Source organism: Mongoliibacter ruber (genome assembly GCF_003003005.1).
In the GTDB taxonomy this organism is placed as follows: domain Bacteria; phylum Bacteroidota; class Bacteroidia; order Cytophagales; family Cyclobacteriaceae; genus Mongoliibacter; species Mongoliibacter ruber.
The window spans coordinates 138,225-160,475 of sequence record NZ_PVTR01000008.1; the positions used below are offsets into that span (position 1 = coordinate 138,225).

The window sequence follows — 22,251 nt, forward strand, 5'->3', positions numbered from 1 at the left end:
TTTATTTATTCTTCATCAAGTTTATACTTAGACAAGTCCATTCCGAAGGTCAAGCCTTTTTCTTGGATCAACTGCTCAAGCTCAGCCAAGGATTTTTTACCAAAATTTCTAAACTTCATCATATCAGAAATTTCAAGTCTGGCAAGATCCCCAAGGGATTTAACATCAGCAGCTTTTAGACAATTGAATGCGCGAACGGAAAGATCCAGATCACCTAGAGGTGTCTTAAGAAGCTTTCTCATATGAAGAAATTCTTCATCTATTGGCTCTGGTTCAGAAATTCCAGTTGAATCCAAAACCATAGTCTGGTCAGAGAATAACATGAAATGCTGAATCAAAATCTTCGCAGACTCTTGTAACGCTTTTTCTGGGTGGATTGATCCGTCAGTAGAAACTTCAAGAATCAATTTTTCAAAATCGGTTTTTTGTTCAACCCTTGTATTTTCAACACTATATTTCACATTTTTTATAGGAGTGAAAATAGCATCAATCGGGATAACACCAAAAACCTGCTCTTTAGGTTTTGATTCTTCAGCTGGAAGATATCCTCTTCCTTTTTCCACTGTCAATTCAATTTCAAAACTTTTACTGTCGTCCAAGTGACATATTACTAAGTCTGGATTTAAAACTTCAAATGAAGTGGTAAACTTAGCAATATCTCCTGCAGTGAAAACAGACTGATTAGAAACCTCAACAGTAATTTTTCCATCAATAGAGTCGTGGACTTTTTTGAATCTTACTTGCTTCAGGTTTAGAATGATATCAGTCACATCTTCTACAACACCCTCGATAGTGGAAAATTCGTGCACTACACCTGGTAGTTTCACTGAAGTAATGGCATAGCCTTCTAGAGAAGATAAAAGAATTCTTCTCAAGGCATTGCCTATGGTGACCCCATAGCCCTTCTCTAGTGGCTTGAAGGTGAATAAGCCGTGGAAGTCATCGGCCTTTTCCATCACCACTTTCTCGGGCATTTGAAATGCTAGTATGGACATATCAATAGTTCTATTTAAGTCTGAAAGTTAATTATTTAGAGTAAAGTTCGACGATCAACTGTTCCTTGATATTCTCTGGAATATCATCTCTAGTAGGAACAGAGACAAACTTACCTGCTAAAGAGGAGTTATCCCACTCTAACCAAGTGTAACGGTTAGTTTTTCCAGCTAAGCTTGTGGTGATAGCTTCCAGAGACTTAGAACGTTCTCTTACGGAAATAACATCACCTGGCTTCAAGGAATATGAAGGGATATTTACCACTTCACCATTCACAAGAATGTGCTTATGAGAAACCAACTGTCTAGCACCTCTTCTTGTAGGAGCAATGCCTAGTCTGAATACAGTGTTGTCTAATCTTGACTCAAGCAATTGAAGTAAGTTTTCGCCAGTTATACCTTGCTTTCTTGAAGCAATGTCAAACATTTTGGCAAATTGTCTTTCAAGTACTCCATAGATGTACTTGGCTTTTTGCTTTTCTGCAAGCTGAATAGCATATTCAGATTGCTTTTTTCTTCTGCCCCTACCATGTTGTCCTGGAGGGTAATTTTTCTTTTGGAGAGCTTTGCTATATCCTTCGATAGGCTCACCGAATCTTCTGGCGATTTTTGCCTTTGGACCTGTATATCTTGCCATTCTATATCTTCTTTAAGAAATTATACTCTTCTACGTTTTGGAGGACGACATCCGTTGTGAGGAAGTGGCGTCACATCAACAATAGTAGTTACATCTAGACCTACATTTTGTAAAGTTCGGATTGCAGATTCTCTACCTGCACCTGGACCTTTTACAAAAACCTCAATTTTTCTCAAACCCAAATCATATGCAACTTGACCACAATTTTGAGCAGCCATTTGTGCAGCATAAGGAGTATTCTTTTTGGAACCTCTGAAACCCATTTTACCGGCAGAAGCCCAAGAAATAACCTGACCTGAATTATTGGTAATAGAGATGATAATATTGTTAAAAGAAGCTTTGATATGCACTTGGCCTACCGCTTCAACTTTAACAACTCTTTTTTTACCTTTAGCTTTATCGTTTCTTTTCTGAGCCATAATCTAATTCAAGATTTATTTAGTTGCCTTCTTCTTGTTAGCAACAGTTTTTCTCTTACCTTTTCTAGTTCTTGCATTGTTTTTGGTTTTTTGACCTCGAACGGGAAGACCCTTTCTATGTCTCAAACCTCTATAACAACCAATATCCATCAATCTTTTGATGTTCAACTGAATCTCAGATTTCAAAGCTCCCTCTGTTCTGAATTCATCAGCGATGATATTTCTAATAGCAGTCGACTCTTCGTCGTCCCACTCCCCGGCTTTCTTGTCTAAAGAAATTCCTGCTTTGTTTAGGATCGCTTTGGCTGAATTCCTACCTATACCGAATATGTAGGTCAAGCCAATCTCACCACGTTTGTTGTCTGGTATGTCAACACCTGCAATTCTTGCCATAATGATTAACCTTGTCTTTGTTTAAACTTAGGATTCTTTTTGTTGATCACGTAAAGTTTACCTTTTCTTCTGATCACTTTACAGTCAACACTTCTCTTCTTAACTGATGCCTTAACTTTCATGTGTCTTTAATTTAATTTTGACCGCCACATGGAATTTATCTCGATTTGATAGGATTTAATTATCTCACCTTGACAAACTTCATGACATTTTACTTATATCTGTAAACTATTCTCCCTTTTGATAAATCATATGGAGATAGCTCTAGCTTCACTTTATCGCCCGGAAGAATTTTTATATAATTCATCCTCATTTTCCCTGAAATATGGGCAATCAATTGATGTCCATTCTCAAGTTCCACTTTAAACATAGCATTGGACAAGGCCTCTACTATTGTTCCATCTTGCTCTATAGATGTCTGCTTAGCCATATTTAGAATTTAAAATTTTCTTCTATGTATTTATGAGTAGTTAGGATTTCAGTCCTATCTTCAAAGATTGCTACTGTATGTTCGTAATGTGCTGAAGGTTTTCTATCAGCAGTTCTAATCGTCCAACCATCTCTTTCTTGAACAATGTTTCTTGTCCCTAGATTAACCATTGGTTCAATTGCTATTACCAAACCATCTTTTAAAATGGGACCACTACCTTTTTTACCGTAATTGGGGACTTCAGGAGATTCATGTAGGTTTTTACCTAAACCATGACCAACTAACTCCCTCACTACAGTGTATCCCTTAGCTTCAACAAACTTTTGGATAGCATTACCAATATCACCTACCCTATTTCCTGCTAGAGCTTTTTCAATACCCAGATAAAGAGATTCTTTAGTTGCTTTAAGCAATGACAAAACATTTGGGGAGACTTCACCGACAGGGTAAGTATAAGCACAATCGCTATGAAAACCTTGGTGAAAGACTCCACAATCTATTGAGATTATATCGCCATCTTTCAAAACATAATCACTTGGAAAACCATGCACTACAACCTCATTAACTGAAATACATAGTGAGGATGGAAAACCATTGTAACCTTTAAAAGAAGGTACACCATCGTTATCTCTGATGTACTCCTCTGCAATTTTATCTAGAAAAGAAGTCTTTACTCCTTCTTTAACATACTTCGCTACTTCGCCGTGGGCCTTACCTAATATCTGAGCACTTTCTTTTATTAGTTCAACTTCTTCCGAAGATTTATAATGAATCATATTGCGGCTGCAAAATTAGAAGGATTGTTTTTCATGTTTCCACTTTTCATCATTCCTTCATAATGTCTCATTAGCAAATAACTCTCAATCTGTCTTAATGTATCCATGATAACACCTACCATAATCAGTAAAGATGTACCACCGTAGAACTGTGCGAAAGATCCACCAACACCGGCTATTATCGCAAATGCTGGAAGTATTGCAACAACAGATAGAAGTATAGAACCTGGAAGCGTGATTTTAGAAATGATACCATCAATAAAATCTGCCGTAGGAGCACCCGGTTTAATACCCGGCACAAATCCTCCATTTCTTTTTAAATCTTCTGCAATTTGCTCTGGATTAACAGTAATGGCAGTGTAGAAGAAAGTAAATAATATAATCATTACAGCAAACACAAGGTTGTACTGCCATGAAGTGAAGTCACTAAACGTACTTCCGATATAATTGGCAATATCATTGTCAGCTGACCAAATCTGCGCAATAAGTGCAGGAAGGAACATCAATGACTGCGCAAATATAATCGGCATTACACCTGATGCATTTACTTTTATCGGAATATATTGTCTTTGACCTCCATAGACTTTACCACCCACTACTTGCTTGGCATATTGAACTGGAACCCTCCTGGTAGCTTCTGTAAGAGCAACTACTCCCACCACTACAAAGAAAAGCACTGCAGCCTCTATTATAAGCAATAACATTCCTGAAGTTCCTTTTGATAATGCTTCCGCTATAATTGCGCCTGGCAAAGCAGAAATAATACCAATCATGATCAACATTGAAATACCGTTCCCAATACCTTTTTCAGTGATTTTTTCTCCTAACCACATGCAGAACATTGTTCCAGCAGATAAAAGTACCAAAGAACTAAACATAAAGAGAGAAGTACTAACCATCACAGCACCAGTAGGAAGAATGGTTGCAGTAATGTAACCTATACCCTGAGCTACAGTAATAGCAATGGTAAGTACCCTGGTGATCTGATTGATTCTTTTTCTACCGGATTCACCCTCTTTCTGTAATTTCTGAAAATAAGGAACCCCAACAGTTAACAGCTGCAAAACGATTGATGCAGAGATGTAGGGCATAATACCTAATCCAAAGATTGAAGCATTACTAAATGCACCACCAAGGAAAGTATCTATCAAACCGAAGATACCCTCAGGAGCATCTCCAAGCTTTGAAGGATCCACACCTGGAAGTACGATAAAAGAACCTAATCTAAAGACAACCAGAAAACCGATCGTGTTGATTATTCTGATTCTTAAATCTTCAATAGAAAAGATATTCTTAACTGTTGAGATAAACTTTTTCATTTATTTAAAGCTTGTTTACTGTTCCGCCTACTTTTTCAATTGCTTCTATAGCGGAAGCAGAGAAAGAATGAGCACTTACATTTAATTTGGCTGTAAGTTCGCCTCTACCTAACACTTTTACAACATCTTTTCTAGAAACTAATCCATGATTGATTAAAGTTTCCAAAGTAATGCTTTCTAAGTTCTCAGCTTTAGCTAGCTCTTCTAGTGCGTTTAGATTGATTGGCTTGTATTCAATCCTGTTCAAGTTCTTAAACCCGAACTTAGGAATTCTTCTTTGAAGAGGCATTTGACCACCTTCAAATCCAAGCTTGGTTTTATAACCTGATCTAGACTTGGCGCCTTTGTGACCTCTTGTAGAAGTACCACCTCTACCAGAACCCTGACCACGTCCGATTCTTTTTCTTGATTTGATGGAACCTTCAGCAGGTTTCAATGTATGTAATTTCATGATTAAGCTTCCTCCACTTTTAAAAGGTGACTTACTTTCCTTATCATTCCAGCCATCTGAGGAGTATTTTCAACTTCCACAGTTCTGTTAATCTTACCAAGACCGATTGCTATAATAGTAGCTTTTTGATCTTTTGGTCTCTTGATTATACTCTTTATCTGAGTTACTTTAACTTTTGCCATTTTCTTAACCGTTAAAAACTTTTGACATTTTAACTCCTCTTTGTTGAGAAACAGCAATAGCATCTCTTAGCTGTACAAGCGCATCGATTGTAGCCTTCACAACATTATGAGGGTTGGAAGAACCTTTGGACTTGGCTAATACATCTGTAACACCAGCACTTTCAAGCACAGCACGCATTGCACCACCAGCAATAACACCAGTACCTGGTGAAGCTGGTTTAATCAATACAAAACCACCGCCAAATTTTCCTAACTGTTCATGAGGAATAGTACCTTTCAATACCGGAACCCTCACAAGATTTTTCTTTGCATCTTCGATACCTTTAGTGATAGCATCTGTAACTTCGTTGGCTTTACCAAGTCCGTAACCTACTACACCATTGCCATCTCCAACTACTACTATCGCAGAAAAAGAGAATCTTCTACCACCTTTCACCACTTTGGCTACTCTGTTGATAGCTACTACTTTTTCTTTAAGTTCAGTATCTGTTGCCCTTATGGGTTTTCTTTTAACTTGAGACATAATATCTGATTAAAATTTAAGGCCTCCTTCTCTTGCACCTTCCGCAAGAGCTTTCACATTACCATGATATAAGTATCCACTTCTGTCAAAAACAACGTCAGTGATACCATTAGAAACAGCTCTTTCAGCTAGTTTTTTACCAACTTCTTTAGAGACTGCAACTTGAATATTCTTTGCATTTCCAAGTTCTTTGGAAGAGGCCTGTGCTAAAGTATGACCCTTAAGGTCATCTACCAATTGTGCGTAAATCCCAGTATTGCTTTTAAATACTGATAAACGAGGTCTTGAATCAGTACCAGAGATCTTTCTCCTAATACCTTTCTTGATTCTAAGTCTTCTTAAGTTCTTATTAAAAGCCATCTTAATTATTTTTTACCGGCAGTTTTACCAGCCTTACGTCTAATTTGTTCACCTACGAAACGTACACCTTTACCTTTGTAAGGCTCAACTTTACGTAACGATTTGATTTTTGCAGCAACTTGGCCTACCAATTCCTTATCGATTCCTTCAAGAGTAACCAAAGGGTTTTTACCTTTAGGAGTCTCTGTTTTCAAAGAAATAGTATCTGGTAAAGCAAAGAAAATGTTATGTGAATAACCTAAAGCAAGTTCTAAAACTTGACCTTGGTTAGACGCCTTATAACCTACACCCACTAATTCCAGCTCTTTTTTGTATCCTTCTGATACACCAATAACCATGTTATTGATCAAAGATCTGTAAAGACCGTGTAAAGATTTATGTCTTTTTGATTCTGTCGGTCTGTCAACAACCACCTGATTGCCTTCGACTTTAACAGTAATGTCAGGATTCACATCCCTACTTAATGAACCCTTGGGACCTTTAACAGTCACTTCATTATGAGAAGTGACGTCTACAGTAACACCCGCCGGTATATCTATTGGTTTTTTACCTATTCTTGACATGACGTTCTATTAATATACGTAGCAAAGTACTTCTCCACCAACGCCCTCAGTTCTGGCTTCTTTATCGGTCATTATACCTTTAGAAGTTGAAATGATAGCAATACCAAGACCATTGATGACTCTTGGCAATTCTTCATGTTTTACATATTTTCTCAAACCTGGCTTGCTAATTCTGCTAAGGCTTACGATGGCGTTTTGCTTAGAAGAAGGATTGTATTTCAAAGCTATTTTGATGACACCCTGTGGGCCATTTTCATCAAATTTATAGTTTTGAATGTATCCTTTATCATGAAGCACCTTCGTGATCTCCTTCTTGACATTAGAAGCAGGTATCTCAACGATTCTATGAGACGCCTTTATGGCGTTTCTTAATCTTGTTAGATAATCAGCTATTGGATCAGTCATAATTATATAAGTCTAACTACACGCCCCTTTAATGGGCGTGCAAAGTTACACAATGATTTTTAGAATAAAAACTCTTGTTTATTTTTTACCAGCTAGACTTTGTGACTCCAGGGATTTTACCAGCAGAGGCCATTTCTCTAAATGTAACCCTGTTGATTCCGAATTTCCTCATGTATCCTTTAGGACGACCAGTCAATTTACATCTATTGTGTAATCTAACCGCCGAGGAATTTCTTGGTAACTTATCCAAAGCCTCATAGTCTCCTGCAGCTTTAAGTTCAGCTCTCTTTTTAGCATATTTAGCTACCAAGCGCTCTCTTTTTCTTTCGCGTGCTTTAAGTGACTCTCTTGCCATAATTAATCTTGGTTATTTTTGTTAACGAAAGGCATTCCAAAAGCTTTCAAAAGAGCATAGCTTTCTTCGTCGGTATTTGCAGTCGTCACAAATGTGATGTCCATACCAGAAATTCTATTTACTTTATCAATGCTTATCTCAGGAAAAATGATTTGTTCGGTCACACCTAAAGTGTAGTTACCTCTTCCATCAAAACCCTTATCGCTGATACCTTTGAAATCTCTCACCCTAGGTAAAGCTACAGTCATCAACCTGTCCAAGAATTCATACATTCTGTCTCCTCTTAAGGTAACTTTTGCTCCGATAGGCATTCCTTCTCTCAACTTAAAGTTTGAAACAGAAGTTTTTGCTATTGTAGCTACTGCTCTTTGACCTGCGATGATTGAAAGCTCTTCAACACCTTGATCTACCAATTTCTTATCAGCTACTGCAGCACCAATACCTTTGTTAATCACGATCTTGGTCAACTTAGGAACTTGCATTACAGAACTGTACTGAAACTTTTCCTTCAATGCAGCTACTATCTCTGCATTATATCTTTCTTTAACTCTAGGATTAGCCATTGATCACCTCCCCAGTTTTCTTAGAATACCTAACTAATTTTCCGTTCTCTCCTGCTTTTCTACCAGTTCTAGTAGCTTCACCTGTTTTTGGATCTACCAACATAAGGTTACTTACATGAATAGAAGCTTCTCTTTTTTCAATTCCTCCTTGAGGATTGTTAGCTGTAGGTTTCACGTGCTTGGTCACCATATTGATACCTTCCACGAAAGCTCTTCTTTTTTGAAGATTTACAGAGAGTACATTACCAGTTTTACCTTTGTCATCACCTGATAATACTTTAACAGTATCACCGGTTCTGATATGCAATTTTGGTTGTTTATTAAATTTCCTTTCCATGATTACAATACTTCAGGTGCCAAAGATACAATTTTCATAAATTGCTTTTCTCTTAACTCTCTCGCTACTGGGCCGAATATACGCGTACCTCTTGGCTCGTCATTGTTATTTAAAAGAACAGCAGCATTATCTTCAAATCTGATATATGAGCCGTCTTTTCTTCTGATTTCTTTCTTCGTTCTCACGATAACCGCTTTTGAAACGGTACCTTTTTTCATGCTGGAGGAAGATAGAGCTGACTTAACAGTAACTACAACCTTATCGCCTATGGAAGCATACCTTTTACCAGTACCTCCCAACACGCGGATCACAAGTACTTCTTTAGCACCTGAATTATCCGCTACGCCTAGTCTAGATTCTTGTTGTATCATAATTACTTAGCTCTTTCAATTATTTCAACTAATCTCCAACGCTTGTTCTTACTCAGCGGACGAGTTTCACTAATTTTGACGACATCGCCTTGCTTAGCATCATTTTTCTCATCATGAACCATAAATTTTGTAGTCTTAGCAACGAATTTACCGTAGATAGCGTGTTTCACTCTTCTCTCTACGGCAACAGTAATGGACTTATCCATTTTGTTGCTGACTACCTTTCCTATTCTTTCTTTTCGAAGATTTCTCTCAGTAGTAGCCATTTGTGTATTATTTAGCTATTTTTTTTTCAGTCAAAGCCGTTTGTAGTCTAGCTACATTACGCTTCGCCTCCTTTATTTTATTCGGATTCTCAATTGGAGAGATAGCATGAGCAAACCTCAATTTGGTAAGATTCTCCTTCTCAGAGGCTAACCTCTCAACGATTTCACTTTCGGAAAGTGATCTGATTTCTGAATTTTTCATAATTCTTATTATCCAACGTAATCTCTACGTACTACGAATTTTGTACTTACTGGTAGTTTCTGCTGTGCAAGTCTCAAAGCTTCTTGCGCAACTTCCACACTGACACCTGTAGCTTCGAATAGGATTGTTCCTGGCTTGATAACCGCTACCCAATACTCAGGAGCACCTTTACCTTTACCCATACGAACCTCTGCAGGTTTTTTGGTAATAGGCTTATCCGGGAAAATTCTGATCCAAACCTGACCTTCTCTTTTCATAGCTCTCGTCATCGCAATACGAGCTGCCTCGATCTGACGTGACGTTATCCAACCTGCTTCAAGGGATTTGATACCAAAGTTGCCAAAAGAAAGCGTGTGCCCTCTTTGAGCAAGTCCTTTGACTCTACCCTTGTGCATTTTTCTATATTTAGTTCTTTTTGGCTGTAACATGATTTCTCACTTATAAGGTGAAATTAGTTATTTCTCTTTCTTCTCTTTGGACCACCTTCTCTTCTCTTTCCTCTAGCATTACCACCGCCCTTAGGCTCATTGGCAGCACCAACATTTGGAGAAAGGTCTCTTTTACCGTATACTTCGCCTTTAAAGATCCATACTTTGATCCCTATAATTCCGTAAACAGTATTGGCTTCGGAAATAGCATAATCTATGTCAGCTCTTAGTGTATGCAAAGGAATTCTTCCTTCTTTGTACATTTCAGATCTTGCCATTTCAGCACCTCCAAGTCTTCCTGAAAGTTTGATTTTGATACCTTCCGCTCCTACTCTCATAGATGCAGCGATAGATTGCTTCATAGCTCTTCTAAAAGAGATACGGGCTTGCAATTGCTGTGCAATTGACTCACCTACCAATTTGGCATCAAGTTCTGGTCTTTTGATTTCAAAAATATTGATCTGAACATCTTTGTTAGTCAATTTTTTGAGTTCCTCTTTAAGTTTATCAACTTCGGCACCACCTTTACCAATTACAACTCCCGGACGAGCGGTATGAATTGTAAGGGTGATTCTCTTCAAGGTTCTTTCAATGATCACCTTGGAGATGCCTCCTTTTGGAATTCTGGCAAGTACATACTTCCTGATTTGTTGATCTTCATACAACTTTTCAGCGAAGTCTTTACCTCCATACCAATTGGAGTCCCAACCTTTGATAACACCAAGCCTAAAACCAATAGGGTTAACTTTTTGTCCCATAGTCTGATTTTAATTAGATTTTTCAGTTGTTTCTACTTCATCAGCGGTAACTTCTGTACTGTTGAAAGAATCAACAATAAGGGTTACATGATTTGATCTTTTACGAATTCTATGTGCCCTACCTTGCGGAGCTGGTCTTAGTCTTTTCAACATGCGTCCACCATCTACAAAAATGGTTTTTACATAAAGGTCAGCCTCTTCCAATTTTTCATCTGGATTTTTAGCCTGCCAGTTGGCAACTGCAGAAAGTAGAAGCTTCTCCAACCTGATTGCACCATGATTGGGGGTGAACTTCAATATGCTTAATGCATGTCCTACTCTTTTACCTCTCACGAGGTCAGCTACCAATCGCATTTTGCGAGTAGAAGTAGGAACGTTATTTAATCTTGCTACTGCTTCCATGATTATCTCTTTCCTTTATCTTTTTTGGCGATATGACCTCTGAAATTTCTAGTAGGTGCAAATTCTCCCAATTTGTGACCGACCATGTTGTCAGTTACAAAAACAGGTATGAATTTATTACCATTATGCACAGCAAAGGTATGACCTACGAAATCCGGGGAAATCATAGATCTCCTTGACCAAGTCTTGATCACAGACTTTTTCCCAGATTCGTTCATTACATCTACTTTTTTCGCCAAGTGATGCTCTATATAAGGGCCTTTTTTTAATGAACGTGCCATAATTACTTGGTTCTTTTACTGATGATGAATTTGTTAGAATACTTTTTACGAGATCTTGTTTTCTTACCTTTAGAAAGTAAGCCTGTTCTAGATCTCGGATGACCACCTGAAGAGCGACCTTCACCACCACCCATTGGGTGATCTACTGGGTTCATGGCTACACCTCTTGTCCTTGGTCTTCTTCCTAACCAACGTTTTCTACCAGCTTTACCTAAGACAACGTTCATATGGTCTCCATTAGAAACAATTCCAACAGTTGCCATACAAGTTCCGAGAACAAGTCTCATTTCACCTGAAGGCAATTTGATTGTAACATATTTCCCATCTCTCGCTACTACTTGAGCATAACCTCCAGCACTTCTTGCTAGGGCACCACCTTTACCAGGCTTCAGCTCAATGTTGTGAACGATAGTACCCAACGGAATATTGATTATTCTCATTGCGTTACCTACTTCAGGAGCTACAGAATCACCTGCTACGATTTCTTGATCAACGACCAATCCTTGTGGAGCGATGATGTAAGCTTTTGCTCCATCTTTGTAATATAAAAGAGCGATTCTTGCGGTTCTGTTTGGATCGTACTCTATAGCTTTCACTACAGCTGGTACATCAAATTTATCCCTTTTGAAATCGATGATTCTATATCTCTGCTTATGACCACCACCGATATACCTGGTAGTCATTTTTCCTGAACTATTTCTACCGCCTGACTTAGACCTAGGAGCCAATAAAGTTTTCTCTGGCGTTGACTTTGTAATTTCGTCAAACGCTGGAGCAACTCTAAATCTGGTTCCTGGGGTTACAGGCTTTAATTTTTTAACTGCCATGATTATGATTCAATTAAATTTCTCCGTAAAAATCAATAATATCACCCTCAGCCACCTGTACGATAGCCTTCTTGAAGGCATTGCTGAATCCGGATACAATTTTAGTCTTTGTATATCTTGTCTTTGGCTTACCTGCATACCTCATGGTACGTATTTCAACCACTTTGACATCATACATTTTCTCAACGGCCTTTTTGATTTCTGGCTTTGAAGCTTTTTTCTCAACAATGAATCCATAGATTCCTTGTTCGTTCATAGCAGAAATCTTTTCCGTAATCAAAGGTTTTTTTAGTATATCCATTTTCTTACTGCAATAAAAGGGTTTCCAACTTACTTACTGAACCTTCACACAACACCAAATTATCTGCATTAAGCAATTCATAGGTATTGATACTTTCAACGGTGATTACTTTTGCTTTTGGTAAATTCCTGCTAGATAAATACACGTGTGTATTGTTTTCAGGAAGCACCAACAGCGTCTTTTTATCAGCTAGGGCTAATCCGTTCAAAAAGGCTACATAGTTCTTAGTCTTGGTAGTATCAAAGGATACATTTTCCAATACTGTCAAACCATTTTCCTTGGCCTTGTAAGATAAAGCTGACTTTCTTGCCAATTGCTTTAACTTTTTATTGAGTTTGAAAGAGTAGTTCCTTGGTCTTGGACCAAACACTCTACCACCACCTTTGAACAAAGGCGATTTAATAGAACCTGCTCTAGCACCGCCAGTACCTTTTTGCTTTTTGATCTTTTTAGTAGATCCAGCAATTTCATTTCTTTCTTTGGCTTTATGAGTACCTTGTCTCTGGTTGGCCAAATATTGTTTCACATCCAGATAGATCGCATGATCATTAGGCTCAATGGCGAAAATGTCATCAGAAAGAGTGATCTTTCTACCTGTGTCTTCTCCGTTTTGTTTTAATACTGCTAATTCCATATGCTTACTTCTCTAGAATAACGAAAGAATTTTTTGGACCAGGAACAGAGCCACTCACTAATAGCAAGTTTTTATCTGGATAGATTTTCAAGACTCTAAGGTTAATTACTTTAACCCTGTCACCACCTGTTCTACCAGCCATTCTCATACCTTTGAATACTCTTGAAGGCCATGAACAAGCACCAATAGATCCTGGGTGTCTTGCTCTGTTGTGCTGACCGTGAGTTTGACCACCGACACCAGCAAAACCATGCCTTTTAACTACACCTTGGAAACCTTTACCTTTTGAAGTTCCGATTGCATCGACGAAGTCACCTTCTACGAATACTTGACCAGCTTCAACAGTTTTTCCAAGATCAACCTGACCTTCGAATTCGACCCTAAAGTCCCTGAATTCAACAACTTTCTGTTTTGGCGTAGTACCGGCCTTTTTGAAGTGCCCGATAAGTGGCTTAGGAGTGTTCTTCTCCTTACGCTCACCATACGCCAATTGAACAGCTTTGTACCCGTCTGTTTCAACATTTTTTACTTGCGTCACTACGCAAGGACCAGCTTCTATTAGCGTGCATGCGACATTACGTCCATCGGCACTGAAAATACTAGTCATTCCTACTTTTTTACCTATTATTCCAGACATCTTCTGTTATATAATAATCTTGAAACCCAAGTGCTTAAGCAGATGGGTGCTTTTTAAGGACTGCAAAGTTAGAAATTATAATTCGCCTAGCAAACCCCAACTATAATATTTTCAAATATTTACGAAAATAAATTTGGAATTTGAAAGGAGAACAATATCTCAATGCAGTTCTCAATCTTTTTTTTATTCAAATACAAAAGAAAAACCTATCCATTAATGCGGACAGGTTTTCGTTTAATAATGTTCTAAAGCTATGTCAGACTTTGATTTCAACATCTACCCCACTTGGAAGTTCGATTTTCATCAAAGCATCAACAGTTTTTGAACTATTGCTATAGATATCTACCAATCTTTTGTATGTACAAAGTTGATATTGATCTCTTGCTTTTTTGTTAACGTGTGGTGATTTCAACACGGTGAATTTTTCCTTTTTAGTTGGCAAAGGAATTGGCCCTACCACAATAGCACCGGTAGATTTAACCGCCTTTACGATCTTTTCTGATGACTTATCCACCAATGTGTGATCGTATGATTTTAGTTTTATTCTGATTTTTTGATTCATTTTCTTCTAAGATTTAGGCTTTCTCACCTTTAACTTTTGCAATAACAGTTTCAGCAATGTTATTTGGCACAGGCTCATAGTGAGAGAATGTAAGTGATGCGGTTGCTCTTCCAGATGTGATGGTTCTCAAATCCGTAACGTAACCGAATAACTCTGAAAGAGGAACACTAGCTTTAACTACGGTAGAAGTACCTTTAGTATCCATACCTTTCATCAAACCTCTTCTTCTATTCAAATCACCAGTAATAGGACCTGTATATTCATCCGGAGTAACCACGTCTACTGCCATGATAGGCTCAAGTAATTGTGGTTTCGCTTTTTTAGCTGCTTCTTTGAATCCAATTCTTGCTGCCAATTCAAAAGAAAGTGCATCAGAATCGACATCATGGAAGGATCCGTGAAATAATCGTACTCGCATAGCTTCTACTGGATAGCCAGCAAGAGGTCCATTTTTCATAGCCTCATTGAAACCTTTCTGAATTGCAGGAATAAATTCCTTAGGAATCACACCACCAACAATTCCGTTTACAAAGTCAAGTCCTGGTTTGATTTCACCACTTTCTGCATCAGCTTCTTTTGGTCCAAGTTCAAACACGATATCGGCAAATTTACCTTTACCACCTGATTGTTTTTTGTAAACTTCTTTGTGTTCAACGTTTGCAAACAAAGCTTCTTTATAAGCAACCTGAGGAGCACCTTGGTTGATTTCAACTTTGAATTCTCTTTTCAAACGATCAATGATGATATCCAAGTGAAGCTCACCCATACCTCTCAAGATAGTCTGACCAGTTTCGTGGTCTGTATTTACTACAAGAGTTGGATCTTCTTCAACAAGTTTTGCGATGGCCATACCTAGTTTGTCAACATCAGCTTGAGTTTTAGGCTCAATTGCGTATCCGATAACCGGCTCTGGGAAAATCATTGATTCCAATACTACTTTGCGGCTTTCGTCACAAAGCGTATCACCTGTTTTGATATCTTTAAAACCAACTACTGCACCAATATCACCAGCTTGTAATCTAGGGATCTGATTCTGCTTGTTGGCATGCATTTGGAACACTCTAGAAATACGCTCTTTATTACCTGAACGGCTATTATATACATAAGAACCTGACTCAAGAACACCAGAATACGCTCTAACGAAACAAAGGCGGCCTACAAAAGGATCTGTAGCAATTTTGAATGCTAATCCGGTAAAAGGCTCACTCTCATTTGGAGTTATTCTAACGTTTCTTTCTTCGCTATCTAATTCATGAGCAAAAATATCATCCTTATCCAATGGAGAAGGCAATAATTCCATCACGAGATCAAGCATAGTCTGCACACCTTTATTTTTAAAAGATGAACCACAGACCATCGGGACTACTTTCATTTGAATAGTAGCCTCTCTAAGTGCTGCAAGAATTTCAGCTTCAGTAATTGATTCTGAATCTTCGAAAAATTTCTCCATCAAAGATTCGTCAAATTCAGCTACTGACTCTAGAAGATATTCTCTATACTGAGCAACTTCTTCCTTCATATCTTCTGGAATTGGAACCTCTTCGAAAGTCATTCCGAAATCATCCTCATTCCAAACGATAGCTCTGTTGTTGATCAAATCAACTACACCTCTGAATTTATCTTCGGCGCCTATAGGAAGCTGCAAAGGAACTGCATGACTTCCCAACATTTCTTTCACTTGTTTACAAACTTCAAGGAAGTTAGCTCCTGCACGGTCCATTTTGTTAACGAAACCAATACGAGCAACTTTATAATTATCTGCAAGTCTCCAGTTAGTCTCTGATTGTGGCTCAACACCATCAACAGCACTAAATAAAAATACAAGACCATCCAATACCCTTAATGACCTGTTAACTTCTACAGTGAAGTCAACGTGACCTGGGGTATCAATGATGTTGATTTGATACTTCTGTTCTCTGTAATTCCAGAAAACTGTAGTAGCGGCAGAAGTAATGGTAATACCTCTCTCCTGCTCCTGAGCCATCCAGTCCATAGTAGCAGCTCCATCATGAACTTCACCTATTTTGTGACTGACACCTGAATAAAAAAGAATCCTTTCTGTAGTAGTTGTTTTTCCAGCATCAATGTGTGCTGCAATTCCAATGTTCCTAGTGTATCTTAAATCTCTAGCCATTATCAATTAAAATCTAAAGTGTGAGAATGCTTTATTCGCTTCTGCCATTCTATGGGTATCGTCTTTTTTCTTCACAGCTGCACCTTCTCCTTTAGCACCGGAAATGATTTCACCTGCAAGTCTATCCATCATGGTCTTCTCACCTCTTTTTCTGGCATAAGTGATCATCCACTTGATACCTAGAGACACTTTTCTTTCAGGTCTAACTTCCATTGGAACCTGGAATGTAGCACCACCAACCCTACGACTCTTCACCTCTACAGCTGGAGTAATATTGTTAAGCGCTTTTTTCCAAACCTCAAGACCGTTCTCACCTACTTTTTCTTCAACCTTCTCGATTGCATCGTAGAAGATTTTGTAAGCAATACTCTTCTTACCATCCACCATCAGGCAGTTAACGAACTTCGTTACCAAAGTATCGTTGAACTTTGGATCAGGAAGAATATATCTCTTCTTTGGTTTCGCTTTTCTCATTTTCTTGTAATGTTTTTAATCAATTATTTTTTTGCTGCGCCGGCCTTTGGACGCTTAGCACCGTACTTAGAACGACCTTGCTTACGGTCTTTTACTCCTGCAGTATCCAGTGCACCTCTGATAATGTGGTAACGCACACCCGGAAGATCCTTCACACGACCACCTCTGATCAAGACGATCGAGTGCTCCTGTAGATTGTGACCTTCACCTGGAATGTAGGCATTGACCTCTTTACCATTTGTCAACCTTACCCTAGCTACTTTTCTCATAGCGGAGTTAGGCTTCTTTGGAGTGGTAGTGTACACCCTTGTACATACACCTCTTCTTTGAGGACATGCATCCAAAGCTCTAGACTTGGATTTGGTCTCAAGAGTGGTTCTACCTTTTCTTACTAACTGTTGTATAGTAGGCATTTAATAGATAAAATTAATTTAACTTCCTTAAACTTGTGAATTTTGGACTGCAAAGGTAGCCAAATAGGTAAAACAAACAAAATTAAGCTGTTATATTTTATTAGGCTTCACCGAAAGTCCCCCCAAAATTCATTGGGAAACTTGGTCCTTCTGAACCACTTTCGATTTTCCCAAAAGCGGCTTCATATTTACTGATATTATCCTTCAATGCTGCTAGTAACCTTTTGGCATGATCGGGAGTCATTATTATCCTAGATTTGACTTTAGCCTTAGGTACTCCTGGCATAAGTCTGATGAAATCAACCACGAATTCAGAATTACTGTGTGCTATCATCGCAAGGTTTGAATAGATACCTTCAGCTATTTCTTCTGGCAATTCCACGTTGATCTGCTGATCCGGAGAATTGTTTGGTATTTTATCGTCTTCCATATCTCGATACATTTGATTAAAAAAGGCCTGTAGTCTACAGGCCTTTTAATTATTATTACAAATCTCTATTTACTTAACTGACTCTTTGGACTTTTTCATAGATCTTTCTTTTTCTCCTGAAAGTCTATCATAATCATCCTGAGAACCGACAATGATGTTTTGAATACGTCTTTGACCTGTTCCTGCAGGGATGAGGTGACCAACGATCACATTCTCTTTCAATCCCAACAATTCGTCACGCTTACCTCTAATGGCAGCTTCACTCAACACCTTAGTAGTCTCTTGGAAAGAAGCCGCTGATATAAAGCTTTCGGTACCTAAGGAAGCTGCAGTAATACCTTGAAGTGTAGGTTTCGATACAGCTGTTTCAGCATCTCTTACCTGTACAAGCTTCATATCCTTACGCTTCAGACTAGAGTTTTCGTCCCTAAGTCTTCGGGCTGTCACAATCATTCCCGGTTTAAGTGTAGAAGAATCACCTGCATCCATGACAACTTTTTTATCCAAAATGTTATCATTCTCTTCTCTAAACGCCCATTTGTCTACGATTTGGTTTTGAAGGAAATTGGTATCTCCAGCATCCAAAATTTCGACTTTCTGCATCATTTGGCTTACTATTACCTCAATGTGTTTATCGTTGATTTTCACACCTTGAAGTCTGTAAACTTCCTGAATTTCATTGACAAGATATTCCTGAACAGCAGTAGGACCTTTGATAGAAAGGATATCGTTTGGAGTGATTGCTCCATCGGATAGTGGTTCACCAGCTCTGATAAAGTCATTTTCCTGAACCAAGATATGCTTGGAAAGGGATACCATGTATCTCTTCTTAACCCCATCTTTAGATTCGATGAAAATTTCTCTATTTCCACGCTTGATACCTCCATAAGTAACCACACCGTCAATCTCAGAAACAACCGCCGGGTTGGAAGGGTTTCTTGCCTCAAACAATTCAGTTACTCTTGGAAGACCTCCAGTAATATCTCGTGTTTTACCTACTGATCTCGGAATTTTCACCAAGATTTGTCCTGCTCGAACTTTTTCACCTTCTTCTACAGAAAGGTGAGCTCCAACAGGAATATTGTATGACTTAGATTCCTCTCCACCATAGTTTACAACTACAGCTGGATTCTTCGTTTTATCTTTGGTATCAATAATTACTTTTTCTCTGTATCCAGTCTGATCATCTACTACCTCCTTGAAGGTAATACCTTGGAGTATCGAATCAAACTCCACACTACCGTCAAATTCTGACAGAATAACGGCATTGTATGGATCCCAAGTACAAAGTGATTCTCCTTTACCAATTTTTTGACCGTCTTTTACATTCAAAGTAGCTCCATATGGTACGTGGTTAGAAACCAGAACTTTACCAGATTTCACATCATTGATTTTTATTTCACCAGACCTACCCATGACGATTGAAACTGGCTCTCCATCTTTGTTGGTAGTTTCTATCCATCTCAATTCTTCTTCAAACTCAACAATACCTTCAAATTTGGCAATGATGTTTGATTCAGCAGAAATGTTAGAAGCTGTACCACCCACGTGGAATGTTCTTAGCGTCAACTGTGTACCAGGTTCACCGATTGATTGAGCAGCAATAACTCCAACAGATTCACCATTTTGAACCATGCCGCCAGTGGCTAGGTTACGGCCATAACACTTACCGCAAACACCTCTTCTGGTCTCACAAGTCAAAACTGATCTGATTTCGACTTCTTCTATAGCTGATTCATCAACTATTTTAGCTATTTCCTCTGTGATCTCAACACCTGCAGAAACAATAAGTTCTTCAGAAATTGGATCGTATACGTCATGTACAGACACCCTACCCAAAATTCTTTCAGATAGAGGTTCTACGATTTCATCATTATCTTTTAATGCAGAAACAACAAGACCTCTCAATGTACCACAATCTTCTTCAGACACGATCATATCCTGCGCTACATCAACAAGACGTCTTGTCAAGTAACCAGCATCCGCTGTCTTCAATGCAGTATCTGCAAGACCTTTACGGGCACCGTGGGTTGAAATAAAGTATTCCAATACATCAAGACCTTCTTTAAAATTGGATAGAATTGGGTTTTCAATGATTTCACCAACAGAACCTTGAAGGTTTTTCTGCGGCTTGGCCATTAGTCCCCTCATCCCCCCGAGCTGACGGATTTGTTCTCTTGAACCCCTAGCTCCAGAGTGCATCATCATGTAGATTGCATTGAAACCTTGCTTATCCTCTTCCATTTGACGCATCAAAATATTGGTCAAATTGGAGTTGGTTCTGGTCCAGATGTCAATTACCTGATTGTATCTCTCATTGTCAGTAATCAAACCAAACTGGTAGTTATTTACCACTTGTTCAACTTCTTCTTTTGCTTTAGCAATCAAAGGATCTTTCTCTTCTGGAATAATAACGTCGTTCAATCCCATTGAAAGTCCACCTGTGTAAGCCATTTGGAATCCAAGATGTTTGATATCATCAAGGAACTGAGCAGTTCTTGCTACACCACAGATTTTGACTACCTCAGAAATAATTTGCTGGAGTTTTTTCTTGGTCAAGAGCTCATTAACAAAACCTACTTGTTCAGGAACAAACTGATTGAAGATCAATCTACCCGCAACTGTATCTATAATTTTATTGGAAAGTTCACCATTTTCATCCCTCACACTTACTTTACACTTGATGTTTGCGTGTTGGGAAATCCTGCCCTCATTCAAGGCTATGATAACTTCTTCTACACCAAAGAATGTCATTCCTTCTCCAAGAACAATTTCTTCAGGAGTAGATTTTTTCCCTTTTGTTACATAATAAAGACCCAAAACCATATCCTGAGACGGAACAGTAATAGGAGCCCCATTTGCAGGGTTGAGGATATTATGAGAAGAAAGCATTAATGTAGATGCTTCCAAAATGGCTTCGTGTCCAAGTGGAACGTGAACTGCCATTTGATCACCATCAAAATCGGCGTTGAATGCAGTACAAACCAATGGGTGCAATTGTATCGCTTTTCCTTCGATCAATTTTGGCTGAAATGCTTGAATACCCAATCTGTGTAGGGTTGGGGCACGGTTTAAAAGAACCGGATGTCCTTTAAGTACATTTTCCAAAATATCCCAAACAACTGGATCTTTACGATCTACAATTTTCTTGGCTGACTTTACTGTCTTTACAATACCTCTTTCGATCAGTTTTCTGATAATAAAAGGTTTGAATAGTTCGGCCGCCATATTTTTAGGCAAACCACATTCATGAAGTTTCAACTCAGGTCCAACTACAATTACAGAACGGCCAGAGTAATCAACCCTTTTACCCAAAAGATTTTGACGGAAACGACCTTGTTTCCCTTTCAACATATCAGAAAGTGATTTCAAAGCTCTGTTACCATCGGATCTTACAGCATTGACTTTTCTTGAGTTATCAAATAAAGAATCCACAGCTTCCTGCAACATTCTCTTTTCGTTTCTCAAGATCACCTCAGGAGCCTTGATATCTATCAATCTTTTCAAACGGTTATTACGGATAATAACCCTTCTATAAAGATCATTCAAATCAGATGTAGCGAATCTACCACCATCCAAAGGCACCAATGGTCTCAATTCCGGTGGAATAACCGGAACCATTCTTACGACCATCCACTCTGGACGATTTTCAATCCTTGTTCTTGCGTCTCTGAATGCCTCTACCACTTTCAACCTTTTCAAGGCCTCAGCTTTTCTTTGTTGAGAAGTATCTGTAGCTGCTTGGTGTCTTAGGCTGTAAGAGAGGTCATCAAGATCCAATCTTGCCAACAACATCTCAATTGCTTCAGCACCCATTTTAGCGATGAACTTATTAGGATCATCATCATCAAGCATTTGGTTTTCTTTTGGAAGCTTGTCCATGATATCCAAATACTCGTCCTCAGTCAAAAAGTCTAAGTACTGAATTCCATCCTCAGCTTTGATTCCTGGGTGGATTACAGCATATCTTTCATAGTATACAATCTGATCAAGTTTTTTGGTAGGAAGACCTAGCAAATAACCTATTTTGTTAGGAAGAGACTTAAAATACCAGATATGAGCAACAGGAACCACCAATTCGATGTGCCCCATACGCTCTCTTCTTACTTTCTTTTCAGTCACTTCAACACCACATCTGTCACAGATGATACCTTTATATCTTATGCGCTTATATTTACCACAATGACATTCCCAATCTTTAACAGGACCGAAAATTCTTTCGCAGAACAAACCGCCCATTTCTGGTTTGTAAGTTCTGTAGTTGATTGTTTCGGGCTGCGTCACTTCACCATGTGAACTATCCAGAATAGATTCTGGAGAGGCCAAACTAATAGTGACTCTTGAGAAGTCGTTGTTTAGTTTTTTGTTTTTTCTGAACGCCATAATTGTCGAAGAGTATGTGAAGGGCCTTTCGGCCCATTTAATT

Annotated in this window: 34 protein-coding genes; all 34 read right to left on the minus strand. The window is 38.5% G+C overall.

The features are described from left to right. Nucleotides 1-5: 5 nt before the first annotated feature. The gene (locus tag CLW00_RS14280) at nt 6-995 is read right to left on the minus strand and encodes a DNA-directed RNA polymerase subunit alpha (protein WP_106134379.1); all 990 of its coding nucleotides are present in this window, start codon (nt 993-995) and stop codon (nt 6-8) included. A gap of 31 nt (nt 996-1,026) precedes the next feature. Continuing rightward, entirely contained in the window at nt 1,027-1,629 is a 603-nt protein-coding gene (gene rpsD / locus CLW00_RS14285; RefSeq protein WP_106134380.1) for a 30S ribosomal protein S4, read from the minus strand. A gap of 20 nt (nt 1,630-1,649) precedes the next feature. Next, the gene (rpsK, locus tag CLW00_RS14290) at nt 1,650-2,048 is read right to left on the minus strand and encodes a 30S ribosomal protein S11 (protein WP_084118500.1); all 399 of its coding nucleotides are present in this window, start codon (nt 2,046-2,048) and stop codon (nt 1,650-1,652) included. 15 nt (nt 2,049-2,063) lie between these two features. Further along, nucleotides 2,064-2,441 carry a 30S ribosomal protein S13 gene (gene rpsM / locus CLW00_RS14295; protein WP_106134381.1) on the minus strand — a complete coding sequence of 126 codons (378 nt, stop codon included), beginning with the start codon at nt 2,439-2,441 and terminating at the stop codon, nt 2,064-2,066. 5 nt (nt 2,442-2,446) lie between these two features. After that, complete coding sequence (gene rpmJ / locus CLW00_RS14300) at nt 2,447-2,563, minus strand: 50S ribosomal protein L36 (RefSeq protein ID WP_092174341.1); 117 nt, start codon at nt 2,561-2,563, stop codon at nt 2,447-2,449. 89 nt (nt 2,564-2,652) lie between these two features. Further along, nucleotides 2,653-2,871, minus strand: a complete 219-nt coding sequence (gene infA / locus CLW00_RS14305; RefSeq protein ID WP_009034195.1) for a translation initiation factor IF-1 — start codon at nt 2,869-2,871, stop codon at nt 2,653-2,655. A 2-nt stretch (nt 2,872-2,873) separates the two neighbouring features. After that, entirely contained in the window at nt 2,874-3,647 is a 774-nt protein-coding gene (map, locus tag CLW00_RS14310) for a type I methionyl aminopeptidase (RefSeq protein WP_106134382.1), read from the minus strand. After that, nucleotides 3,644-4,966 carry a preprotein translocase subunit SecY gene (gene secY / locus CLW00_RS14315; protein WP_106134383.1) on the minus strand — a complete coding sequence of 441 codons (1,323 nt, stop codon included), beginning with the start codon at nt 4,964-4,966 and terminating at the stop codon, nt 3,644-3,646. Before secY ends, map begins: the two co-directional genes overlap by 4 nt. Before the next feature lie 4 nt (nt 4,967-4,970). Next, nucleotides 4,971-5,417 carry a 50S ribosomal protein L15 gene (rplO, locus tag CLW00_RS14320; RefSeq protein WP_106134384.1) on the minus strand — a complete coding sequence of 149 codons (447 nt, stop codon included), beginning with the start codon at nt 5,415-5,417 and terminating at the stop codon, nt 4,971-4,973. 2 nt (nt 5,418-5,419) lie between these two features. After that, on the minus strand, nt 5,420-5,599 hold the full coding sequence (gene rpmD, locus CLW00_RS14325) for a 50S ribosomal protein L30 (RefSeq protein WP_211300199.1): 180 nt from the start codon (nt 5,597-5,599) through the stop codon (nt 5,420-5,422). A 4-nt stretch (nt 5,600-5,603) separates the two neighbouring features. Next, nucleotides 5,604-6,122, minus strand: coding sequence for a 30S ribosomal protein S5 (gene rpsE, locus CLW00_RS14330; RefSeq protein ID WP_106134386.1), 519 nt, complete (start codon nt 6,120-6,122; stop codon nt 5,604-5,606). A 9-nt stretch (nt 6,123-6,131) separates the two neighbouring features. Continuing rightward, nucleotides 6,132-6,482, minus strand: coding sequence for a 50S ribosomal protein L18 (gene rplR / locus CLW00_RS14335; RefSeq protein WP_106134387.1), 351 nt, complete (start codon nt 6,480-6,482; stop codon nt 6,132-6,134). A gap of 5 nt (nt 6,483-6,487) precedes the next feature. After that, the gene (gene rplF / locus CLW00_RS14340; RefSeq protein ID WP_106134388.1) at nt 6,488-7,045 is read right to left on the minus strand and encodes a 50S ribosomal protein L6; all 558 of its coding nucleotides are present in this window, start codon (nt 7,043-7,045) and stop codon (nt 6,488-6,490) included. Between the two features lie 9 nt (nt 7,046-7,054). Beyond that, a complete protein-coding gene (rpsH, locus tag CLW00_RS14345; protein WP_106134389.1) occupies nt 7,055-7,450 on the minus strand; it encodes a 30S ribosomal protein S8 in 396 nt (131 codons plus the stop codon). A gap of 85 nt (nt 7,451-7,535) precedes the next feature. Beyond that, complete coding sequence (rpsN, locus tag CLW00_RS14350; protein ID WP_106134390.1) at nt 7,536-7,805, minus strand: 30S ribosomal protein S14; 270 nt, start codon at nt 7,803-7,805, stop codon at nt 7,536-7,538. A 2-nt stretch (nt 7,806-7,807) separates the two neighbouring features. Continuing rightward, complete coding sequence (gene rplE / locus CLW00_RS14355; protein WP_106134391.1) at nt 7,808-8,368, minus strand: 50S ribosomal protein L5; 561 nt, start codon at nt 8,366-8,368, stop codon at nt 7,808-7,810. Further along, nucleotides 8,361-8,705, minus strand: a complete 345-nt coding sequence (gene rplX, locus CLW00_RS14360) for a 50S ribosomal protein L24 (RefSeq protein ID WP_106134392.1) — start codon at nt 8,703-8,705, stop codon at nt 8,361-8,363. The genes rplE and rplX overlap by 8 nt, the downstream gene beginning before the upstream one ends. 2 nt (nt 8,706-8,707) lie before the next feature. Next, entirely contained in the window at nt 8,708-9,076 is a 369-nt protein-coding gene (rplN, locus tag CLW00_RS14365; protein WP_106134393.1) for a 50S ribosomal protein L14, read from the minus strand. A gap of 2 nt (nt 9,077-9,078) precedes the next feature. Beyond that, nucleotides 9,079-9,342, minus strand: a complete 264-nt coding sequence (rpsQ, locus tag CLW00_RS14370) for a 30S ribosomal protein S17 (RefSeq protein WP_106134394.1) — start codon at nt 9,340-9,342, stop codon at nt 9,079-9,081. Nucleotides 9,343-9,349: 7 nt separating this feature from the next. Further along, a complete protein-coding gene (rpmC, locus tag CLW00_RS14375) occupies nt 9,350-9,544 on the minus strand; it encodes a 50S ribosomal protein L29 (RefSeq protein ID WP_106134395.1) in 195 nt (64 codons plus the stop codon). Between the two features lie 8 nt (nt 9,545-9,552). Next, nucleotides 9,553-9,972, minus strand: a complete 420-nt coding sequence (gene rplP, locus CLW00_RS14380) for a 50S ribosomal protein L16 (RefSeq protein WP_106134396.1) — start codon at nt 9,970-9,972, stop codon at nt 9,553-9,555. Between the two features lie 23 nt (nt 9,973-9,995). Next, complete coding sequence (gene rpsC, locus CLW00_RS14385) at nt 9,996-10,730, minus strand: 30S ribosomal protein S3 (RefSeq protein WP_106134397.1); 735 nt, start codon at nt 10,728-10,730, stop codon at nt 9,996-9,998. A gap of 9 nt (nt 10,731-10,739) precedes the next feature. Beyond that, nucleotides 10,740-11,132: a 50S ribosomal protein L22 gene (rplV, locus tag CLW00_RS14390; protein ID WP_106134398.1), complete on the minus strand. Its 393-nt coding sequence runs from the start codon at nt 11,130-11,132 to the stop codon at nt 10,740-10,742. Nucleotides 11,133-11,134: 2 nt separating this feature from the next. Beyond that, entirely contained in the window at nt 11,135-11,413 is a 279-nt protein-coding gene (gene rpsS, locus CLW00_RS14395; protein WP_009034213.1) for a 30S ribosomal protein S19, read from the minus strand. Between the two features lie 2 nt (nt 11,414-11,415). Continuing rightward, complete coding sequence (rplB, locus tag CLW00_RS14400; protein ID WP_106134399.1) at nt 11,416-12,240, minus strand: 50S ribosomal protein L2; 825 nt, start codon at nt 12,238-12,240, stop codon at nt 11,416-11,418. A 13-nt stretch (nt 12,241-12,253) separates the two neighbouring features. Next, entirely contained in the window at nt 12,254-12,541 is a 288-nt protein-coding gene (rplW, locus tag CLW00_RS14405; protein WP_106134400.1) for a 50S ribosomal protein L23, read from the minus strand. A 4-nt stretch (nt 12,542-12,545) separates the two neighbouring features. Beyond that, nucleotides 12,546-13,175 (minus strand): 50S ribosomal protein L4, encoded by a 630-nt coding sequence (gene rplD / locus CLW00_RS14410; RefSeq protein ID WP_106134401.1) that lies wholly within the window; start codon nt 13,173-13,175, stop codon nt 12,546-12,548. Nucleotides 13,176-13,179: 4 nt separating this feature from the next. Next, nucleotides 13,180-13,812 (minus strand): 50S ribosomal protein L3, encoded by a 633-nt coding sequence (gene rplC, locus CLW00_RS14415; RefSeq protein ID WP_106134402.1) that lies wholly within the window; start codon nt 13,810-13,812, stop codon nt 13,180-13,182. Nucleotides 13,813-14,068: 256 nt separating this feature from the next. After that, complete coding sequence (gene rpsJ / locus CLW00_RS14420) at nt 14,069-14,374, minus strand: 30S ribosomal protein S10 (protein WP_106134403.1); 306 nt, start codon at nt 14,372-14,374, stop codon at nt 14,069-14,071. A gap of 13 nt (nt 14,375-14,387) precedes the next feature. Continuing rightward, the gene (gene fusA, locus CLW00_RS14425; RefSeq protein ID WP_106134404.1) at nt 14,388-16,508 is read right to left on the minus strand and encodes an elongation factor G; all 2,121 of its coding nucleotides are present in this window, start codon (nt 16,506-16,508) and stop codon (nt 14,388-14,390) included. Between the two features lie 6 nt (nt 16,509-16,514). After that, the gene (gene rpsG, locus CLW00_RS14430; RefSeq protein ID WP_106134405.1) at nt 16,515-16,982 is read right to left on the minus strand and encodes a 30S ribosomal protein S7; all 468 of its coding nucleotides are present in this window, start codon (nt 16,980-16,982) and stop codon (nt 16,515-16,517) included. 23 nt (nt 16,983-17,005) lie between these two features. Further along, the gene (gene rpsL, locus CLW00_RS14435) at nt 17,006-17,395 is read right to left on the minus strand and encodes a 30S ribosomal protein S12 (protein WP_106134406.1); all 390 of its coding nucleotides are present in this window, start codon (nt 17,393-17,395) and stop codon (nt 17,006-17,008) included. A 100-nt stretch (nt 17,396-17,495) separates the two neighbouring features. Next, nucleotides 17,496-17,825 carry a DUF3467 domain-containing protein gene (locus tag CLW00_RS14440; RefSeq protein ID WP_106134407.1) on the minus strand — a complete coding sequence of 110 codons (330 nt, stop codon included), beginning with the start codon at nt 17,823-17,825 and terminating at the stop codon, nt 17,496-17,498. A 69-nt stretch (nt 17,826-17,894) separates the two neighbouring features. After that, nucleotides 17,895-22,208 (minus strand): DNA-directed RNA polymerase subunit beta', encoded by a 4,314-nt coding sequence (rpoC, locus tag CLW00_RS14445; RefSeq protein ID WP_106134408.1) that lies wholly within the window; start codon nt 22,206-22,208, stop codon nt 17,895-17,897. Nucleotides 22,209-22,251: the final 43 nt, after the last annotated feature.

Coding starts and splice junctions, on each gene's coding strand:
- rpsC (WP_106134397.1), bottom strand. CDS start 10,730: ATGGGACAAAAAGTTAACCCTATTGGTTTTAGGCTTGGTGTTATCAAA.
- rplF (WP_106134388.1), bottom strand. CDS start 7,045: ATGTCAAGAATAGGTAAAAAACCAATAGATATACCGGCGGGTGTTACT.
- rpsE (WP_106134386.1), bottom strand. CDS start 6,122: ATGTCTCAAGTTAAAAGAAAACCCATAAGGGCAACAGATACTGAACTT.
- rplR (WP_106134387.1), bottom strand. CDS start 6,482: ATGGCTTTTAATAAGAACTTAAGAAGACTTAGAATCAAGAAAGGTATT.
- rpsQ (WP_106134394.1), bottom strand. CDS start 9,342: ATGGCTACTACTGAGAGAAATCTTCGAAAAGAAAGAATAGGAAAGGTA.
- rpsD (WP_106134380.1), bottom strand. CDS start 1,629: ATGGCAAGATATACAGGTCCAAAGGCAAAAATCGCCAGAAGATTCGGT.
- map (WP_106134382.1), bottom strand. CDS start 3,647: ATGATTCATTATAAATCTTCGGAAGAAGTTGAACTAATAAAAGAAAGT.
- rpmJ (WP_092174341.1), bottom strand. CDS start 2,563: ATGAAAGTTAAGGCATCAGTTAAGAAGAGAAGTGTTGACTGTAAAGTG.
- rpmC (WP_106134395.1), bottom strand. CDS start 9,544: ATGAAAAATTCAGAAATCAGATCACTTTCCGAAAGTGAAATCGTTGAG.
- rpsK (WP_084118500.1), bottom strand. CDS start 2,048: ATGGCTCAGAAAAGAAACGATAAAGCTAAAGGTAAAAAAAGAGTTGTT.
- rpsJ (WP_106134403.1), bottom strand. CDS start 14,374: ATGAATCAAAAAATCAGAATAAAACTAAAATCATACGATCACACATTG.
- rplX (WP_106134392.1), bottom strand. CDS start 8,705: ATGGAAAGGAAATTTAATAAACAACCAAAATTGCATATCAGAACCGGT.
- rplC (WP_106134402.1), bottom strand. CDS start 13,812: ATGTCTGGAATAATAGGTAAAAAAGTAGGAATGACTAGTATTTTCAGT.
- secY (WP_106134383.1), bottom strand. CDS start 4,966: ATGAAAAAGTTTATCTCAACAGTTAAGAATATCTTTTCTATTGAAGAT.
- rpsL (WP_106134406.1), bottom strand. CDS start 17,395: ATGCCTACTATACAACAGTTAGTAAGAAAAGGTAGAACCACTCTTGAG.
- rplV (WP_106134398.1), bottom strand. CDS start 11,132: ATGGAAGCAGTAGCAAGATTAAATAACGTTCCTACTTCTACTCGCAAA.
- rplN (WP_106134393.1), bottom strand. CDS start 9,076: ATGATACAACAAGAATCTAGACTAGGCGTAGCGGATAATTCAGGTGCT.
- infA (WP_009034195.1), bottom strand. CDS start 2,871: ATGGCTAAGCAGACATCTATAGAGCAAGATGGAACAATAGTAGAGGCC.
- rpsG (WP_106134405.1), bottom strand. CDS start 16,982: ATGAGAAAAGCGAAACCAAAGAAGAGATATATTCTTCCTGATCCAAAG.
- fusA (WP_106134404.1), bottom strand. CDS start 16,508: ATGGCTAGAGATTTAAGATACACTAGGAACATTGGAATTGCAGCACAC.
- rpsS (WP_009034213.1), bottom strand. CDS start 11,413: ATGGCACGTTCATTAAAAAAAGGCCCTTATATAGAGCATCACTTGGCG.
- rpoC (WP_106134408.1), bottom strand. CDS start 22,208: ATGGCGTTCAGAAAAAACAAAAAACTAAACAACGACTTCTCAAGAGTC.
- rpsH (WP_106134389.1), bottom strand. CDS start 7,450: ATGACTGATCCAATAGCTGATTATCTAACAAGATTAAGAAACGCCATA.
- rplD (WP_106134401.1), bottom strand. CDS start 13,175: ATGGAATTAGCAGTATTAAAACAAAACGGAGAAGACACAGGTAGAAAG.
- rpsM (WP_106134381.1), bottom strand. CDS start 2,441: ATGGCAAGAATTGCAGGTGTTGACATACCAGACAACAAACGTGGTGAG.
- rplB (WP_106134399.1), bottom strand. CDS start 12,240: ATGGCAGTTAAAAAATTAAAGCCTGTAACCCCAGGAACCAGATTTAGA.
- CLW00_RS14280 (WP_106134379.1), bottom strand. CDS start 995: ATGTCCATACTAGCATTTCAAATGCCCGAGAAAGTGGTGATGGAAAAG.
- rplO (WP_106134384.1), bottom strand. CDS start 5,417: ATGAAATTACATACATTGAAACCTGCTGAAGGTTCCATCAAATCAAGA.
- rplE (WP_106134391.1), bottom strand. CDS start 8,368: ATGGCTAATCCTAGAGTTAAAGAAAGATATAATGCAGAGATAGTAGCT.
- rplP (WP_106134396.1), bottom strand. CDS start 9,972: ATGTTACAGCCAAAAAGAACTAAATATAGAAAAATGCACAAGGGTAGA.
- rpmD (WP_211300199.1), bottom strand. CDS start 5,599: ATGGCAAAAGTTAAAGTAACTCAGATAAAGAGTATAATCAAGAGACCA.
- rpsN (WP_106134390.1), bottom strand. CDS start 7,805: ATGGCAAGAGAGTCACTTAAAGCACGCGAAAGAAAAAGAGAGCGCTTG.
- rplW (WP_106134400.1), bottom strand. CDS start 12,541: ATGGATATACTAAAAAAACCTTTGATTACGGAAAAGATTTCTGCTATG.
- CLW00_RS14440 (WP_106134407.1), bottom strand. CDS start 17,825: ATGGAAGACGATAAAATACCAAACAATTCTCCGGATCAGCAGATCAAC.